The following is a 14,939-nucleotide window of genomic DNA, read 5'->3' as shown; positions in this document are numbered from 1 at the left end:
AAGTGGACATCCTGTTCGCGCTTTGATGAGGAAAGTTTACGTGCTGAATAGCACTAGTGAAACCTTTAATCGTGAATGACAGTTCAATGAAGCTTTCGATTTGGCATTTTCAATCAGATCTTTATAATGCCTGGCGAGTTTAGCCTGTCTGATGAGGATGTGATGAGACGAAGCAGAAATGAAGTGGCGCGCTGGAGAATGTTACGTCAGGTACACCGCCGTCGTGCACGTTGGCTGGAAGGGCAGTCGCGTCGTTATAAACGTATCCATACCATTCGTCATCAGGTCGCGCAGCAGCATCGCCGCTCAATCCTGTTCATCACACAGAATATGTAAATGGCTTACGCGGCCGTTAAGCGCCGCGTAATACCAGAGAGACATTGACGATCTGTAATGCGGCCGCCAGCACAACCAACATCACGATGTGCTGCCGGGCCTGGCGCCAGCCTTGCTGACGCCAAATCCATAAAGCTCTGCCAATTAACGTCAAAACCGCTACCAGCAGTAAAACAGACTGCCACATCGATTAAAATACGCGTTTGAACGGTTTGACCGCCACTTTCTCATACACGCCAGCGGCAATGTAGGGATCGTCATTGGCCCAGGATTGTGCGGTTTCCAGCGAGGAAAACTCAGCAATGATCACTGAACCGGTAAAACCTGCGGGACCCGGATCGTTGCTATCCACAGCGGGCAGAGGGCCTGCGGCGATCAGTCGACCTTCATCCTGCAGTAACTGCAAGCGCGCGAGATGCGCCGGGCGTACGGAATTGCGTTTTTCCAGTGAATCTGCGGTATCTTCCGCATAAATGACGTAAAGCACGATGGGGTACTCCCGATAGACTTGCCGAAATTGCGAGACACGTTAAGTGATCGTTAATCAGAGTGCAAATGAAAGATAAAACCACCGCTATATAGCGCAATTCCCGCTAAAAAACGCATTTCTGCGGGTGCCTTACACATCGCTTATTGAAACTGATTGCTATTTGCATTTAAAATCTGCGCTTCACTCAATGAATATGACTGATATGACGACGTTGATTACGCCTCTTCCTACACGTACCCCCGTAGCTATGATCTTGTCCGTGGTACTCCACGGCTCGTTGATTGCGGGCATTCTCTATGCATCGTTTCATCAGACCATTGAGGTTCCGAAAGCATCCCAGCCAATCAGCGTGACCATGGTGGCACCTGAAGTGCAGCCAGAACCGGCCCCCGCGGTGGTGACACCGCCGCCGCCAGAGCCCGAACCTGAGCCGGAAGTCGCTCCTGAGCCGCCAAAAGTCGAGCCCGTGCCGATTCCAAAACCTGAACCGAAGCCCAAGCCAAAACCCAAGCCGAAGGTAGAGAAAAAGGTCGAGCCTAAGCCGCGTAAGGAAGTGAAGCCGCAGGAGAATCCGGTCAAGCAGGACATCCCGACCACCCAGACGCGTCCGACCACGGCACCGAAGAGTAACCCAGCGCCAACGCAAACCGTCTCTGACGGGCCGAAGGCGATGAACGTGAGCAAACCTGCCTATCCGGCGCGTGCGTTTGCGTTACGCGTGGAAGGCCGTGTACGCGTGCAGTTTGATGTGGATAGTGACGGTCGTGTCGATAATGTGGAAGTTCTCTCCGCCGAACCGCGCAATATGTTCGAGCGTGAAGTGAAGCAGGCGATGAAAAAGTGGCGTTATCAGCCTGGTCGTCCTGGAAAAGGCCTGACCATGAACATTGTGTTCCGTATCAACGGCGGCGCTAACATCGAGTAAACCTGCGTTGAAGGCTAAGAAAAAGCGGTCATTGACCGCTTTTTTTATCGCTGTTAATCGGCAAGATTAGCTTTGCCGGGGGGCAGCGGGCGGGATTTTCCTGTGTTATCCACGGCAACGTAGACAAATACCGCTTCGGTGGCGCAATACGTCTGACCGATTGGCTCAGACGACACCTTTTTGATCCACACTTCTACATTGATGGTCATCGAACTGTTACCGGTGTGCATGCAACGCGCATAGCAGCTCACCACATCGCCTACTGCCACCGGTTTCAGGAACGTCATACCATCAACGCGTACGGTGACCACACGACCTTCGGCGATCTCCTTGGCCATGATAGCGCCGCCCATATCCATCTGTGACATCAACCAGCCGCCAAAAATATCACCATTGGCATTGGTATCCGCTGGCATCGCCAGGGTGCGCGACACCATCTCGCCTTGCGGCAATTTATGTTTTTCGTCCATTGCTCAGTTCTTCTGCAGGTGAAGAGAAGCCCGACTGTGTCGGGCGGAGTAGCTTATTTTTGTTCTTGTTGCGGCATCTGTCGCCAGATGTACACGCCGCTTAACAGAGTAAACAGTAGGGTCAGGCCGGTCAGACCAAACACTTTAAAGTTAACCCAAAACTCTTGTGATAACCAAAACGCAACATAGATATTTACGAGGCCGCAGACGAAGAAGAAGATTGCCCAGGCAATATTCAAACGACGCCACACCACACCAGGCAACTGCAACTCTTTACCCAGCATGCGCTGAATCAGCGGCTGTTCCATAAAGAACTGGCTGTAAAGCAGAGCCAACGCGAACAGGGAATAGATCACAGTGACTTTCCATTTGATGAACTCATCGTTATGGAACACCAGCGTTAATGTGCCGAAGACCGTCACCAGCGCAAAGGTGAAAATAGTCATCTTTTCCAGTTTGCGATACAGCACCCAACTGACCACCAGCGCCAGGCCCGTGGCGACAATCAGGGCGCCTGAAGCGACAAAGATGTCGTATAGCTTGTAGAAGATAAAGAAAACTACCAGGGGAAGAAAATCGAGTAACTGCTTCATAGCGTTTCCAGTTAGGGCAGGAGCGTTCAATAAAGGCGCTCCGCAGAGCGCCATCGCTGTTAACGTAACAGCATATACAGACGGTACAAATAGATAATCAGAATGGCAGAGACCAGATTACCCAGCGCATTCATCACCACTGACGCAATATTGACCGGCAAAACGGTAAGCGATGAAATAAGGAACATCAGCACAATTTTGGCCAGCAGCCACAGCACGATGGCAGGGGCAATCAGTTTCATGTTCTTCCATGCCAGCTTCATGCTCGCACGCATTGCCCCAATCACACCCATTTTCTCGCTGACCAGCATCACCGGCGCCAGTGACAGCAGAATCGCCAGAATCACGCCAGGCACCATCAGCACCATAAAGCCGATTTGCACCAGCAAGGTAATCAGGAAGGTCTGCAGCAGCAGTTTTGGCAGCAGTGGCGCGGAGGCACCGATCGCTCGCAGGGCACTCACGCGTTGGCCATTGGAGACCAGCGGGATTAGGCACAGCATACCGCCGAGCAACAGCGTATTGCCGATCAGCGCTGCAAAGGTGCCGGCTGCCGATGCACGCAGCAAGATGCGCTGCTGATCCGGTGACATATTCTGTACCAATTCAAACAGTGATGTCGCGCTGTCGTCAGCCTGACTAAGCAGGGATAACTGGTCTTCGCCTGGGGTTAATGCATGACCGACAATCACCGTAATGAACGACGTCAGCAGCGCCATCAGCAAAATAGTAACCAGCTGATGACGCAGAAAATTTCCTGTGTCACGGTATAACGAGCTTGCCGTGATAGACATGTACTCTCCTTGATGGAACCGGGTTAATTAACCCGGCGATTGTACATGTTCTGCGGGCAGGCTGGCACCCGGAAGACCATAACTTTGTGTCATCTCTGGTAAAGAATGGGGAATTAGACTTCGTTCCCGGTTCATAAAAGCAGCAAAGCCATTTCATCAGCCTGAAAACCCTCCTTAACGTTTTTTCTTCTAGAGGCGGAATGCCGAAAATTGATCTGAATCAATCCATTGTTTTTTAAGTGATTAATTTGAATTGATGCAGATGATCTTTTACCAAAAAAGGGTTAGATCTTGTGCCGCAATCCCGATTAAGACCCTACTTTTATGCAAAGGAGTGATTATGAAACTGGCAAAATGCGCATTGCTCATGGCTCTGGCTATTCCCCAACTGGCGCTGGCTCATCAGGCGGGTGATTTTTTCATGCGTGCCGGTAGCGCGACTGTTCGTCCAACCGAAGGCTCTGACAATGTGCTGGGTATGGGCGGCTTCAACGTCAGCAACGACACCCAGCTTGGACTCACCTTCACCTATATGGCGACGGACAACATCGGCGTGGAGCTGCTGGCGGCGACACCGTTCCGTCACAAGGTTGGCCTCGGTGCCACTGGAAATCTGGCGACCGTGCGCCAGCTGCCACCGACGCTGATGGCACAATACTATTTCTTCGATAGCCGCAGCCCGGTGCGTCCGTACGTTGGGGTAGGTATCAACTACACCACCTTCTACGATGCAAAATTTAATCAAACCGGTCAGGATGCAGGCTTAAGTGATTTAAGCGTCAAAGATTCCTGGGGCGTGGCGGGTCAGGTGGGTATGGATTATCAAATCAACCGCGACTGGATGCTGAACGCATCATTGTGGTACATGGACATTGATACTGAAGTGAAATTTAAAGCCAACGGTGAACAACAGAATATTAATACGCGTATCGATCCGTGGGTGTTCTTCTTTGGTGTGGGTTACCGTTTCTGAGGCAACAACCGAAAAACAACGGGCGACCCAAAGGCCGCCCGCTGCAGTATCGATACGCTATTACTTAATCTGCATATTGTTAACCACAGATTTAACCCCTTCCACGCTGCGGGTGACCGTGACAGCACGGTTCGCCATCTGCGGAGAACTGACAAAGCCGCTTAACTGCACTTTCCCTTTAAAGGTTTCGACGTTGATTTCGGTGGATTTCAGCGAATCGTCATTCAACAACTGCGCCTTAACCTTAGTGGTAATCACCGTATCATCGAGATAGCCCCCGGTCCCTTCCTGTGTGGCTGTCGGTGCGCAGGCGCTAAGTGTGATCGCCATAACCGCAGCCATTAATATTCCTGCAACGACTTTAAAAAAATTCATTGGTTATCTCCCTGTCTTAGATGATGTTTCACCGCAACGAGACGGTGCGATTAATTGTGGTATGCGCTTTGCAAATCGGCAAATCGCGGAGAGTGAAAAAGTTGGAAATACGCCACTTTTACCACTTATTGATCCAATGACGGCAACAAGGCAAACGGTAAGCTGGAACAGCAGGGCAAAACTGATATTAAAACAACAAGACAAAGAGCCGACGTGTGCCGGTAAAGGCACCACAGGCAGGGAAAACAATAATGAAAAAGCGTGCCATTCTGACGATAGCCACAATCAGCTATCTGTCTTACCTTCAGCTATTTGCTTCACAGAACTTGCCGATGCCCAGTGCGCAGGCAGAACCGATAATGAATCCGCATCTAGGCACCCTGTGCAAGGCTGCTGCCGCGATTAGCTTTGGCCGCAACTTCAAAATTATGCAACTGGACAAAGTGGATGAGCAGGGCGTCGCGTGGGTGCATTATATCCGACCATCCGATCAGTCACGCTGGGCCGTACGCTGCCGACTTCAGGGCGATAGAGTGATCTGGATGTCAGATAATCCGGATAGTAGTGGACGCTGGCGCGATGGCCCCGAAGACGAGAAGCTGACATGGCAAATCAGAAACGACAAGCTAACGATGAAGCTGACGTATCCTGATGGTTCGGGAGATGAGCAGACGTTCAGGCTGGAATAATCAAGAGAAGACCCTATTCGCCATAGCGAACAGGGCCTTGAGGATTCAGCGCGTGCCGGCTTTCAGATCGCTGACAAACGCTTTCAGTTCAGCTAACAATGTGGCGGGATCGTTCTGGTTACGTTCGATGATCTTCACAATCGCCGAGCCCGAAATGGCACCCGCTGCGCCCGCTGCGATGGCTTCTTTCACCTGACTGGCTTCTGAGATACCAAAGCCCTGTAACGGTGGCGCCGCATGGTATTCGCGCAATTTATCAATGAGATGATTCAGCGGCTGGCTGGCGCGATTCTCTGCGCCAGTGACGCCCGCGCGCGACAGCAGATAAGTATAACCGCGGCCGTGTGAGGCAATCTCACGCAGTAAATCATCATCCGCATTCGGTGGGCAGATGAAGATCGGTGCAACGTTATGACGCATCGCAGCCTGACGGAACGGCGCAGACTCTTCTACCGGTACATCCGCCACCAGCACGGAATCAACGCCTACGGCTTCACACTGCGCGTAAAAGTTGTCGATGCCTTTACTGAACACCAGATTAGCGTACATCAACAATCCAATCGGCAGTTCAGGGTACTTCTGACGCACGGCAGCAAGGATCTCGAAACACTGCGCAACGGTGGTTCCCGCTGCGAAGGCACGCAAGGTTGCGCCCTGAATCGTTGGGCCGTCCGCCAGTGGATCCGAGAACGGAATGCCAAGCTCTAACGCATCGGCTCCGCCTTCTACCAGCGTGTCGATGATCTTCAGCGAAAGTTCAGGGGTCGGATCGCCAAGGGTGACGAAAGGAACAAAGGCGCCTTCTTTCTTCGCCGACAGACGTTGAAACAGCTGATTATAACGTTCCATCAGATCTCTCCCTTAGCTTTCAAAATATCGTGAACGGTGAAGATGTCTTTGTCGCCGCGACCGGACAAGTTAACCACCAGCAACTGCTCTTTTTCCGGATTTTCACGGATCATTTTCAGCGCATATGCCAGAGCATGTGAGGATTCCAGAGCCGGAATAATGCCTTCTGCACGACACAGCTCTTTGAAGGCTGACAGTGCTTCATCATCGGTAATTGACACATACTCGGCGCGACCAATGCTGTTGAGATGCGCGTGCTGTGGGCCAACAGAAGGGAAATCGAGGCCAGCCGAGATCGAATAGGATTCTTCAATCTGGCCTTCCTCAGTCTGCATCATTGGCGCTTTCATACCAAAGTAGATACCGACGCGGCCGTGTTTGAGTGGCGCGCCGTGTTCGCCGCTTTCGATGCCGTGACCCGCAGGTTCAACGCCAATCAAACCGACACTGGTGTCATCAATAAAGTCAGCGAACATGCCGATGGCATTCGAACCGCCACCCACACAGGCCACCACCGCATCTGGAAGACGACCTTCACGTTCCAGAATCTGGGCTTTGGTCTCTTCGCCAATCATGCGCTGGAACTCACGCACGATAGTCGGGAAGGGATGCGGACCCGCCGCGGTGCCGAGCATATAGTGCGCGGTTTCGTAGCTGCCAGACCAGTCACGCAGCGCCTCATTACAGGCATCTTTCAGCGTGGCTGAACCGCTGTGCACCGGAATCACTTCCGCGCCCATCAAACGCATACGGAACACGTTAGGTGACTGACGCTCAACGTCTTTTGCACCCATATAAATGCGGCATTTCATGCCGAGCAGCGCGCACGCCAATGCTGAAGCCACACCATGCTGACCGGCACCGGTCTCAGCGATAATTTCATTTTTGCCCATGCGCTTAGCAAGCAGTGCCTGACCTAACACCTGGTTAGTTTTGTGGGCACCGCCGTGCAGTAGATCTTCACGCTTCAGATACAGGCGGGTTTTCGTGCCTTTGGTCAGATTGGTGCACAGCGTCAATGCGGTAGGGCGACCGGCATAGTTTTTCAGCAAATCGGTGAATTCAGCCTGAAATTCAGGATCGCGCTGCGCTTCGACAAAGGCGCTTTCCAACTGGCGCAGAGCAGGCATCAGAATCTGCGGCACATATTGACCGCCAAACTCGCCAAAGTAGGGATTCAATAACGTAGTCATCTTTCATCTTCCTTATGCGGCCCGCACATCGGCGGGCGAGCGAAATTAATAGGCGCGCAGCGTGCGGAATACCGCCGCGACTTTACTGGCATCTTTGATGCCGGGCGCAGATTCAACGCCGGAGTTAAAGTCCAGCCCGGCGCAGCCAAGTTGGGCAGCTTCTACGCAGTTGTCTGCGCTTAATCCGCCGGCCAGCAGCACGTTGCTGAGATCTTCACCCTGAAGCAGTGACCAGTCGAATCGCTGTCCGCTGCCGCCCTGGCCATTATCAAACACATAACGATCCACATGCGGCCAATCGCGGGCTGGAAGGCTGCCGCTAATGCTCAGCGCCTTCCAAATTTTCACCTCTTCTGGCAGGGCGCTACGCAGTTCTGCGACAAACGCCTGATCTTCATCACCATGCAATTGCACAGCGGAGAGTTGGAGTGAACTGGCGTGCGTGACAATGTCACTTACACGATTGTTACGGAATACGCCGACATACTTAAGTGGTGCAGCCGCTATAACGGTTTGGGCTTGTTCGGCGCTGACTTTACGCGGTGAACCTTCTGCGAAAATTACACCGCCATAAATCGCGCCTGCTTCGTGCGCAATGCGCGCATCTTCAGGGCGGGTCAGGCCGCAGATTTTATTGTCACCGAGTAAGACGCGACGCACACCGGCATCGAGATCGGCTTCTTCCATCAGTGCGGAGCCAATCAGGAAACCGTTGGCGAAGTGGCTCAATTCACGCACCTGCGCGTAATTATGGATGCCCGATTCGCTGATGACCGTCACACCGTGGCCTAAACGTGGCGCCAACTGGCGGGTGCGATTCAGATCAATGGACAGGTCGCGCAGGTCGCGGTTATTGATGCCGACCACTTTCGCTTCCAGCGCAATGGCGCGTTCCAGCTCTTCTTCATTACTGACTTCAGTCAGTACGCCCATTTTCAGGCTGTGCGCTACCGCGGCGAGCTGGCGATATTGCTCATCATCCAGCACCGACAGCATCAGCAAAATGGCATCAGCCTGATAGTGGCGTGCCAGGTAAATTTGATAGGGATCGATAACGAAATCTTTGCACAACACCGGTTGGGTAATCGCAGCGCTGACGATCGGCAAAAATTCAAAATCACCCTGGAAATACTTCTCGTCAGTTAAGACCGAAACAGCTGAGGCGTGATGACGATAAACGCCGGCGATGGTCGCAGGATCAAAATCTTCACGAATCAGACCTTTAGAAGGGGAGGCTTTTTTGCATTCCAGGATGAACATCGTGCGCGTGCCGCGCAGCGCATCGTAAAAGTGGCGTCCTGCAGGCTGCAAGCTGTTCTGGAAGGTCTCCAGCGGCTGTTGTACCTTGCGTGCTTCAACCCAGACGGCTTTATCCTGAACAATTTTCTCTAAAACGGTGCCCTTGATACTCATCTCATCCTCTCGCTGCCAGAGCAACAACGCGCTCGTAAGCCTGACCACTGCGAATTGCGGTGATGGCGCGCTGAGCGTTGTCGCGCAAATCTTCATTTCCGAATACTTTCAGCAACATTGCGACGTTCACCGCAACGGCCTGCTCATGGGCCGGCTGGCCTTTACCCTGGAGTAAACGCGCCAGAATGTCACGGTTTTCTTCCGGCGTGCCGCCCGCCAGGGCTTCTTTATCATGGAAGCCAAAACCGAAGTCTTCAGGCGTCAGCTGATAACTGGTGATTTCACCGTCACGCAGCTCAGCGACCTGAGTCGCACTGTGCAGAGCCACTTCATCCATACCGCCGCCATGTACCACTGCCGCACGCTGATAGCCGAGCACCTTCAGGGTTTGGGCAATCGGCAGCACCAGTTCCGGACTGTACACGCCGATAACCGCCAGCGGTGGTCGTGCCGGGTTGATCAAGGGGCCCAGCACGTTAAACAAGGTGCGGGTTTTTAACTGTTGACGCACCGGCATCGCGTGACGGAATCCGCTGTGATATTGCGGCGCAAACAGGAAGCAGACGTTAAGATCGTCCAGCGCCTTACGCGCTTTTTCAGCGGGCATATCCAGATCGATACCAAAAGCCGCCAGCAGATCGGACGAGCCGGATTTGCTCGACACGCTACGATTGCCGTGCTTGGCCACCTTCAACCCGCAGGTTGCCGCGACAAAGGCGCTGGCGGTGGAGATGTTAATGCTATTGCTGCCGTCACCGCCGGTGCCAACGATATCGGCAAAGGTGTAATCCGGACGCGGGAAGGGTTTCGCATCTTCCAGCAGCGCGGTGGCAGCGCCAGCAATCTCTTCCGGGCGCTCGCCACGGACTTTCATCGCAATCAGCGCGGCGGCTAATTGGGTCGGCTCCAGCTGACCTTTAATAATGGCGCTAAACAGCTGATGGCTCTCCGCCTGACTCAGGGTTTGTGCCTGATAGAGTTTTTCCAGAATAGTTTGCATCATAATCTCCCTATTATTTCGCCAGCGCCCAGGCCAGCGTTTGCTCTAACAAACGTGCGCCCTGGGTGGTGAGAATGGATTCGGGGTGGAACTGGAAGCCGCACACTCGGTCGGCATCGTGACGAACGGCCATCACCATGCCGTTGTAGCTGGCGTTAACGGTCAATTCGGCTGGCGTGTTGCTGCCCACCAGCGAGTGATAACGGGCCACCGGCAGTGGATTGCTCAGGCCGATAAACATCGCTTCACCATCATGATTAATCGATGAAGCTTTGCCGTGCAGAATCTCTCCGGCCTGGCCTACGTGACCACCATAGGCTTCAACAATCGCCTGATGACCGAGACAGATACCAATAATCGGCAAACGACCACGCAAGGCTTGCAGTAACGCAGGCATGCAGCCGGCATCTTTCGGTGCGCCAGGGCCAGGTGAGAGCATCAGCACCGGATTTTCCATCTGCTGCAGGCGTTCAATCAGCACTTCAGCGGGCACGTTATTGCGGTAAATCACCACGTTGTGGCCAAAGGTGCGCAGCTGATCAACGAGGTTATAGGTAAAGGAGTCGATGTTATCGAGCAACAGGATATCGGCCATCAGAAAATCTCCTTGCAATGATGGGCTGTGGCGATGGCACGTAATACTGCGCGCGCTTTGTTGCGGCTTTCATCCGCTTCAGCCTGAGGCTGAGAATCCAGTACCACACCGGCACCGGCTTGCACCGTGGCAACGCCATCTTCCACCCATGCGGAACGAATCACGATGCAGGTATCCAGATCGCCGTGCGCGGTGAAATAGCCGACCGCACCGCCGTAGCTGCCGCGACGCGTGCCTTCTTTCTGAGCAATCAACTGCATGGCACGCACTTTTGGCGCGCCGCTTAAGGTGCCCATGTTCATACAGGCGCGATAGGCGTGCAGGACGTCGAGATCGTTACGCAGCGTGCCGACCACGCGAGAAACGAGGTGCATCACGAAGGAGTAACGGTCAACTTTGGTCAGGTCTGCGACATAGCGGCTGCCAGGCACGCAGATGCGAGCCAGATCGTTACGCGCCAGATCCACCAGCATCAGGTGTTCCGCCATCTCTTTGTGGTCGGTGCGCATTTCCAGTTCGATACGGCTATCGAGATCGCGGTCCAGTGAACCATCGGCATGGCGTCCGCGTGGACGCGTACCGGCAATGGGGTAGATCTCAATCTGACGTGAAGTGGCATCGTATTTGAGTGAGCTTTCAGGTGATGCGCCAAACAGTGCAAAATCCTGATCCTGCATAAAGAACATGTACGGGCTAGGATTGCTGTGTTTCAGCGTATCGTAAGCGGCCAGTGGAGAAGGGCACGGCAGGGAGAAGCGGCGTGATGGCACCACCTGGAAGATTTCACCGATGCGAATCGCTTCCTGCATCTCACGCACCACACTGCAATACTCTGCATCGCTCTGATTGGTGCTCAGCGCCATTTGCTCAACACGTTGCACCGGCAAAGCAGGGGCAGGCTGCGTCATCTGGCCGCGTAACTGCTCGATACGACTCTGCAAGCGCTGGAATTCGCTAGTGGATGGGCTGAACAGACTCGCCTGCAGGCGAGCGCTGCGTGTCTGGTGATCAATCACCAGTAGGGTTTCTGCCAGATAGAAGCAGTAGTCCGGGCAGCTCTGCTCATTACGCAGCTCGGGTAAATCTTCAAATCCGGCCACCAGGTCATAAGCAAACAAGCCGCCGAGGAACATTGCTTCACGCTCTTCCTCTGGGCTGTTCACCAGTTGCGGGATCAGGCGCAGCGCGTCGAAAACAGACAATGCTTTCAGACGTGAATCTTCATCATGCAACCCCTGAGGCAGCGGGAAATGCAGCACTCGGCCATCAGGGCGCGCTTCAATTCTGACATCCTGCGGCAATGCCTCATCCAGCAGTGGCAGAACGCTACGACCGTTTTCAGACAGCGCCTGCAACGTCACGACGTTGCCCAGTGCGCTGATGCGCAGGGCGCTATCAACGATCAACAAGCTTTTCAGATTCTTTTTGCTGTCGATATCAGCAGATTCAAGCAACAACGTTGCTGGACGTGCGCCGCAAATTTGATGGAACACAGCGGCCGGATCTTCGCGGTAGGGCGCGGTACCGGTAATCAACTTCAATGTAGGTTTCGCATTAGCCATTATTGTCATCTCTGAATTTCGCTCAAAAAAAAGCCCGCTCGGTGGCGGGCTCAGGTATCTGCACAGCGGTTACGCATGTTGTGCACGACGACGTCGCCCGTTAAAGGGATTATCGCGCCACCAACCTTTTGCATGCGTACCAAAAATAGCCATGATGAAATACCCGTTACGTGTGAACTTGTGTACTAGTTAACTGGTTCAGGTGAAAAAAGTCAATACTCTTTTTCAGTCAGGAGCAAAATCGTTATCATGCCAGCCGAGTTAAGTTGCTGCTGGAGTTACCTTGTCGGATATTGCCCGTTTTCCCCTTTACGATTTACACAGTCATACCCAGGCGTCTGACGGTTTACTGACCCCTACCGCGCTGGTGCAACGTGCCGTCGAGATGAACGTTGGGGTACTGGCGATTACCGATCACGACACCATCGCTGGCGTAGCCGAAGCGCAAGCCGCCGCAGTGCAACAGGATCTGCCGATTCGCATTCTGGCCGGATTAGAAGCTTCTACGCTGTGGGAAAATCACGAAATTCATATCGTGGGTTTGAATGTAGATTGCCAGCACCCTGCGCTGACATCGTTTCTGGCCCAACAGCATCAATGCCGTGCTGAACGAGCGCTGCTGATCGCAGAGCGCCTCGACCGGGCGCGCATTCCTGATGCGCTAGCGGGGGCGCAACGTCTGGCACAGGGCGGTGTGATCACCCGCGGTCATTTTGCCCGCTACCTGGTGGAGATCGGCAAAGCCGATAACATGGCACAGGTGTTCAAGAACTACCTTGCCCGGGGGAAAACCGGCTACGTGCCGCCGCAATGGTGTACAATTAAACAAGCTATTGATGCCATTCATCATTCTGGTGGCGTGGCGGTACTTGCGCATCCGGGTCGCTATGGTTTGTCCGCGAAGTGGCTCAAACGACTGATTGCCCATTTCGCTGAAGTCGGTGGTGATGCAATGGAAGTGGCGCAGTGTCAGCAGGCACCAAACGAACGAACGCAGCTCGCGACCTATGCACGCGACAATAAGCTGGCGGGATCGCAGGGATCAGATTTTCACCAACCCTGTCCGTGGATAGAACTGGGGCGCAAATTATGGCTGCCGGGCGGCGTTGAACCCATCTGGGAACGCTTTCCCGCGTTAGCGCCCGCCGTGGCTATTGCAGATAGGTGACATGAGGTTTTTATGAGTCAATTTTTTCACATTCATCCAGATAACCCGCAACCGCGTCTGGTCAATCAGGCGGTCGATTATCTCAATAAAGGTGGCGTGATCGTCTATCCCACCGATTCGGGTTACGCGCTGGGCTGCAGACTGGAAGAAAAGAACGCGATGGAGCGTATCTGCCGTATCCGGCAGTTAGATGGTAACCACAATTTTACGTTGATGTGTCGCGATCTGTCTGAGCTTTCGACGTATTCGCAGGTGGACAATACCGCGTTTCGAATTTTGAAAAACAATACGCCGGGCAGTTATACCTTCATTCTCAAGGCGACCAAAGAAGTGCCGCGTCGTTTGATGAATGACAAGCGTAAAACCATTGGGCTGCGCGTGCCGTCCAATCCGGTGGCGCTGGCGTTACTGGAGCGGTTAAATGAGCCGATGATGTCCACCTCGCTGATGCTGCCGGGTAATGACTTCACCGAATCCGATCCGGAAGAGATTCAGCACAGCATTGGCAAGCTGGTGGATCTGATCATTGATGGCGGCACTTTAGGCCAGCAGCCAACCACCGTGATCGATCTCACCAGCGATGTACCGGTTGTGGTTCGTGAAGGGGTCGGCGACACGCGCCCGTTCCTGTGATCACGCGTGGTCAGGCGGCGTTAGCGTCGTCTGGCCAATATTTTGTTCCAGCCAACGTTTAAAATCACCGTAGGGAATATACAGCGAAACATCTTTCAGGATGACCTGCTTGCTGCGCACATTGGAAATTTCATGGCTGTAACCCACAATCACTCCGCCAATTGTCTGGTCAGCATTATATACCGCGCCACCTGACATTCCCTGCACAACCCCAGCATTTGATGCCATTGCCATGCACGGCTTTTTATTCCATTTATTAGTAATTGCGGTGCGCGCTAAATTAACGCCGCTTGATTCCACCGGCATCGCTGAAATAAAGCTGTAACCGTACATCTTAATGGGCTCACCCACTTTACTGGTGCGGAATTTCGCTAACGTTTCCGGGCTGTTTTTATGATAGATAATTGCGACGTCACAATAAGGATGATAAGCCTTCACCCGCTGAACAGCAGTTGTTGCGACGTGCGCAGCTGTCAGGCTGTATTCAGGCGTGAGAGGGATGGTTGTGCCAAGGATGCCCAAACCCAGTACCGTCGGGATGCCTGTCACGCTCATATCCACGTGTTCAAGCGCCGTTCGACTATACTCAGTATGGCCCACGGAACAACCGCTCAGTGCCAGCGCCGCGAGCGCAGGCCAAAGCAGAGTGGTTTTCATGATAATGATCTTCTTTTTAAGCATGTCAGGAAAATCCCTGGTGAAGACTTTCGACATGCAAATTAAATTCATTCCGTGAATGAATAAACGCCTCAATTCCTGCGTGCGCCGGTTTATATTATCAACAATGCCACAGTAACTTCGTTAATGGCCTGTTAGAGAAACGAGTGTAAATAGTAAAGGTTACGCTTTTATAAATACGGCACACTCTGTTTCAGGCTTAA

At 53.2% G+C, this 14,939-nt stretch carries 17 protein-coding genes, 1 pseudogene and 1 other annotated feature; of the genes and pseudogenes, 6 read left to right on the top strand and 12 right to left on the bottom strand.

Features of this window, described 5'->3' with window-relative positions:
- The first annotated feature begins 162 nt into the window (after window positions 1-162).
- Entirely contained in the window at window positions 163-336 is a 174-nt protein-coding gene (locus ACXI0A_RS12535) for a YciY family protein (protein ID WP_224931870.1), read from the top strand.
- Between the two features lie 16 nt (window positions 337-352).
- Here ACXI0A_RS12535 and ACXI0A_RS12530 read toward each other — a convergent pair whose 3' ends face one another.
- Together ACXI0A_RS12530 and ACXI0A_RS12525 are read right to left on the bottom strand one after the other, a co-directional pair.
- The gene (locus tag ACXI0A_RS12530; protein ID WP_166936081.1) at window positions 353-523 is read right to left on the bottom strand and encodes a hypothetical protein; all 171 of its coding nucleotides are present in this window, start codon (window positions 521-523) and stop codon (window positions 353-355) included.
- Window positions 524-526: 3 nt separating this feature from the next.
- Window positions 527-823 (bottom strand): YciI family protein, encoded by a 297-nt coding sequence (locus ACXI0A_RS12525; RefSeq protein WP_039334626.1) that lies wholly within the window; start codon window positions 821-823, stop codon window positions 527-529.
- A gap of 205 nt (window positions 824-1,028) precedes the next feature.
- Here ACXI0A_RS12525 and tonB point away from each other — a divergent pair, with 205 nt between their 5' ends.
- Window positions 1,029-1,751, top strand: coding sequence for a TonB system transport protein TonB (tonB, locus tag ACXI0A_RS12520; RefSeq protein ID WP_224931873.1), 723 nt, complete (start codon window positions 1,029-1,031; stop codon window positions 1,749-1,751).
- A gap of 53 nt (window positions 1,752-1,804) precedes the next feature.
- Here the strand turns inward: tonB and yciA are convergent, their stop codons facing one another.
- From yciA to ACXI0A_RS12505, 3 genes are read right to left on the bottom strand one after another with little or no spacing between them, the layout of a single operon-like run.
- Window positions 1,805-2,221, bottom strand: coding sequence for an acyl-CoA thioester hydrolase YciA (gene yciA / locus ACXI0A_RS12515; RefSeq protein WP_224931875.1), 417 nt, complete (start codon window positions 2,219-2,221; stop codon window positions 1,805-1,807).
- Window positions 2,222-2,274: 53 nt separating this feature from the next.
- Window positions 2,275-2,814 carry a septation protein A gene (locus tag ACXI0A_RS12510; RefSeq protein ID WP_224931877.1) on the bottom strand — a complete coding sequence of 180 codons (540 nt, stop codon included), beginning with the start codon at window positions 2,812-2,814 and terminating at the stop codon, window positions 2,275-2,277.
- Window positions 2,815-2,873: 59 nt separating this feature from the next.
- Window positions 2,874-3,608, bottom strand: coding sequence for a YciC family protein (locus ACXI0A_RS12505; protein ID WP_100700643.1), 735 nt, complete (start codon window positions 3,606-3,608; stop codon window positions 2,874-2,876).
- Window positions 3,609-3,948: 340 nt separating this feature from the next.
- Between ACXI0A_RS12505 and ompW the strand changes: the two genes are divergently transcribed.
- The gene (gene ompW / locus ACXI0A_RS12500; RefSeq protein ID WP_097116991.1) at window positions 3,949-4,581 is read left to right on the top strand and encodes an outer membrane protein OmpW; all 633 of its coding nucleotides are present in this window, start codon (window positions 3,949-3,951) and stop codon (window positions 4,579-4,581) included.
- Between the two features lie 60 nt (window positions 4,582-4,641).
- Here ompW and ACXI0A_RS12495 read toward each other — a convergent pair whose 3' ends face one another.
- Window positions 4,642-4,956 (bottom strand): BON domain-containing protein, encoded by a 315-nt coding sequence (locus tag ACXI0A_RS12495; RefSeq protein ID WP_476148535.1) that lies wholly within the window; start codon window positions 4,954-4,956, stop codon window positions 4,642-4,644.
- Window positions 4,957-5,207: 251 nt separating this feature from the next.
- On the opposite strand from ACXI0A_RS12495, the gene ACXI0A_RS12490 reads away from it, so the two are divergent.
- Window positions 5,208-5,645 carry a hypothetical protein gene (locus ACXI0A_RS12490; protein WP_479485258.1) on the top strand — a complete coding sequence of 146 codons (438 nt, stop codon included), beginning with the start codon at window positions 5,208-5,210 and terminating at the stop codon, window positions 5,643-5,645.
- 45 nt (window positions 5,646-5,690) lie between these two features.
- Here the strand turns inward: ACXI0A_RS12490 and trpA are convergent, their stop codons facing one another.
- The 5 genes and pseudogenes from trpA to ACXI0A_RS12465 form a co-directional block, all read right to left on the bottom strand.
- Window positions 5,691-6,494, bottom strand: a complete 804-nt coding sequence (trpA, locus tag ACXI0A_RS12485) for a tryptophan synthase subunit alpha (protein ID WP_224931881.1) — start codon at window positions 6,492-6,494, stop codon at window positions 5,691-5,693.
- Window positions 6,494-7,687: a tryptophan synthase subunit beta gene (gene trpB / locus ACXI0A_RS12480; protein WP_476148537.1), complete on the bottom strand. Its 1,194-nt coding sequence runs from the start codon at window positions 7,685-7,687 to the stop codon at window positions 6,494-6,496. The genes trpA and trpB overlap by 1 nt, the downstream gene beginning before the upstream one ends.
- 45 nt (window positions 7,688-7,732) lie before the next feature.
- Window positions 7,733-9,100 (bottom strand): bifunctional indole-3-glycerol-phosphate synthase TrpC/phosphoribosylanthranilate isomerase TrpF, encoded by a 1,368-nt coding sequence (gene trpCF / locus ACXI0A_RS12475; RefSeq protein WP_476148539.1) that lies wholly within the window; start codon window positions 9,098-9,100, stop codon window positions 7,733-7,735.
- 1 nt (window position 9,101) lies between these two features.
- Window positions 9,102-10,695 (bottom strand): annotated as a pseudogene (gene trpD, locus ACXI0A_RS12470) (bifunctional anthranilate synthase glutamate amidotransferase component TrpG/anthranilate phosphoribosyltransferase TrpD).
- Complete coding sequence (locus ACXI0A_RS12465; protein ID WP_476148540.1) at window positions 10,695-12,257, bottom strand: anthranilate synthase component 1; 1,563 nt, start codon at window positions 12,255-12,257, stop codon at window positions 10,695-10,697. Before ACXI0A_RS12465 ends, trpD begins: the two are co-directional and overlap by 1 nt.
- Before the next feature lie 24 nt (window positions 12,258-12,281).
- Window positions 12,282-12,386 (bottom strand) — a sequence feature (Trp leader region).
- 154 nt (window positions 12,387-12,540) lie between these two features.
- On the opposite strand from ACXI0A_RS12465, the gene rnm reads away from it, so the two are divergent.
- A complete protein-coding gene (gene rnm, locus ACXI0A_RS12460; protein ID WP_224931889.1) occupies window positions 12,541-13,425 on the top strand; it encodes an RNase RNM in 885 nt (294 codons plus the stop codon).
- Window positions 13,426-13,437: 12 nt separating this feature from the next.
- The gene (locus ACXI0A_RS12455; RefSeq protein ID WP_045814395.1) at window positions 13,438-14,058 is read left to right on the top strand and encodes an L-threonylcarbamoyladenylate synthase; all 621 of its coding nucleotides are present in this window, start codon (window positions 13,438-13,440) and stop codon (window positions 14,056-14,058) included.
- On the opposite strand, the gene ACXI0A_RS12450 is transcribed toward ACXI0A_RS12455, so the two are convergent.
- A complete protein-coding gene (locus ACXI0A_RS12450) occupies window positions 14,059-14,715 on the bottom strand; it encodes a serine protease (RefSeq protein ID WP_476151052.1) in 657 nt (218 codons plus the stop codon). It lies immediately after the preceding gene.
- Between the last annotated feature and the right edge of the window lie 224 nt (window positions 14,716-14,939).

The sequence above is a fragment of the Pantoea sp. C1E2 genome (genome assembly GCF_056491465.1).
This window is presented reverse-complemented; position numbering and strand designations above follow the sequence as displayed.

Coding starts and splice junctions, on each gene's coding strand:
- ACXI0A_RS12535 (WP_224931870.1), top strand. CDS start 163: ATGAGACGAAGCAGAAATGAAGTGGCGCGCTGGAGAATGTTACGTCAG.
- ACXI0A_RS12530 (WP_166936081.1), bottom strand. CDS start 523: ATGTGGCAGTCTGTTTTACTGCTGGTAGCGGTTTTGACGTTAATTGGC.
- tonB (WP_224931873.1), top strand. CDS start 1,029: ATGACGACGTTGATTACGCCTCTTCCTACACGTACCCCCGTAGCTATG.
- yciA (WP_224931875.1), bottom strand. CDS start 2,221: ATGGACGAAAAACATAAATTGCCGCAAGGCGAGATGGTGTCGCGCACC.
- ACXI0A_RS12510 (WP_224931877.1), bottom strand. CDS start 2,814: ATGAAGCAGTTACTCGATTTTCTTCCCCTGGTAGTTTTCTTTATCTTC.
- ACXI0A_RS12505 (WP_100700643.1), bottom strand. CDS start 3,608: ATGTCTATCACGGCAAGCTCGTTATACCGTGACACAGGAAATTTTCTG.
- ompW (WP_097116991.1), top strand. CDS start 3,949: ATGAAACTGGCAAAATGCGCATTGCTCATGGCTCTGGCTATTCCCCAA.
- ACXI0A_RS12495 (WP_476148535.1), bottom strand. CDS start 4,956: ATGAATTTTTTTAAAGTCGTTGCAGGAATATTAATGGCTGCGGTTATG.
- ACXI0A_RS12490 (WP_479485258.1), top strand. CDS start 5,208: ATGAAAAAGCGTGCCATTCTGACGATAGCCACAATCAGCTATCTGTCT.
- trpA (WP_224931881.1), bottom strand. CDS start 6,494: ATGGAACGTTATAATCAGCTGTTTCAACGTCTGTCGGCGAAGAAAGAA.
- trpB (WP_476148537.1), bottom strand. CDS start 7,687: ATGACTACGTTATTGAATCCCTACTTTGGCGAGTTTGGCGGTCAATAT.
- trpCF (WP_476148539.1), bottom strand. CDS start 9,100: ATGAGTATCAAGGGCACCGTTTTAGAGAAAATTGTTCAGGATAAAGCC.
- ACXI0A_RS12465 (WP_476148540.1), bottom strand. CDS start 12,257: ATGGCTAATGCGAAACCTACATTGAAGTTGATTACCGGTACCGCGCCC.
- ACXI0A_RS12455 (WP_045814395.1), top strand. CDS start 13,438: ATGAGTCAATTTTTTCACATTCATCCAGATAACCCGCAACCGCGTCTG.
- ACXI0A_RS12450 (WP_476151052.1), bottom strand. CDS start 14,715: ATGAAAACCACTCTGCTTTGGCCTGCGCTCGCGGCGCTGGCACTGAGC.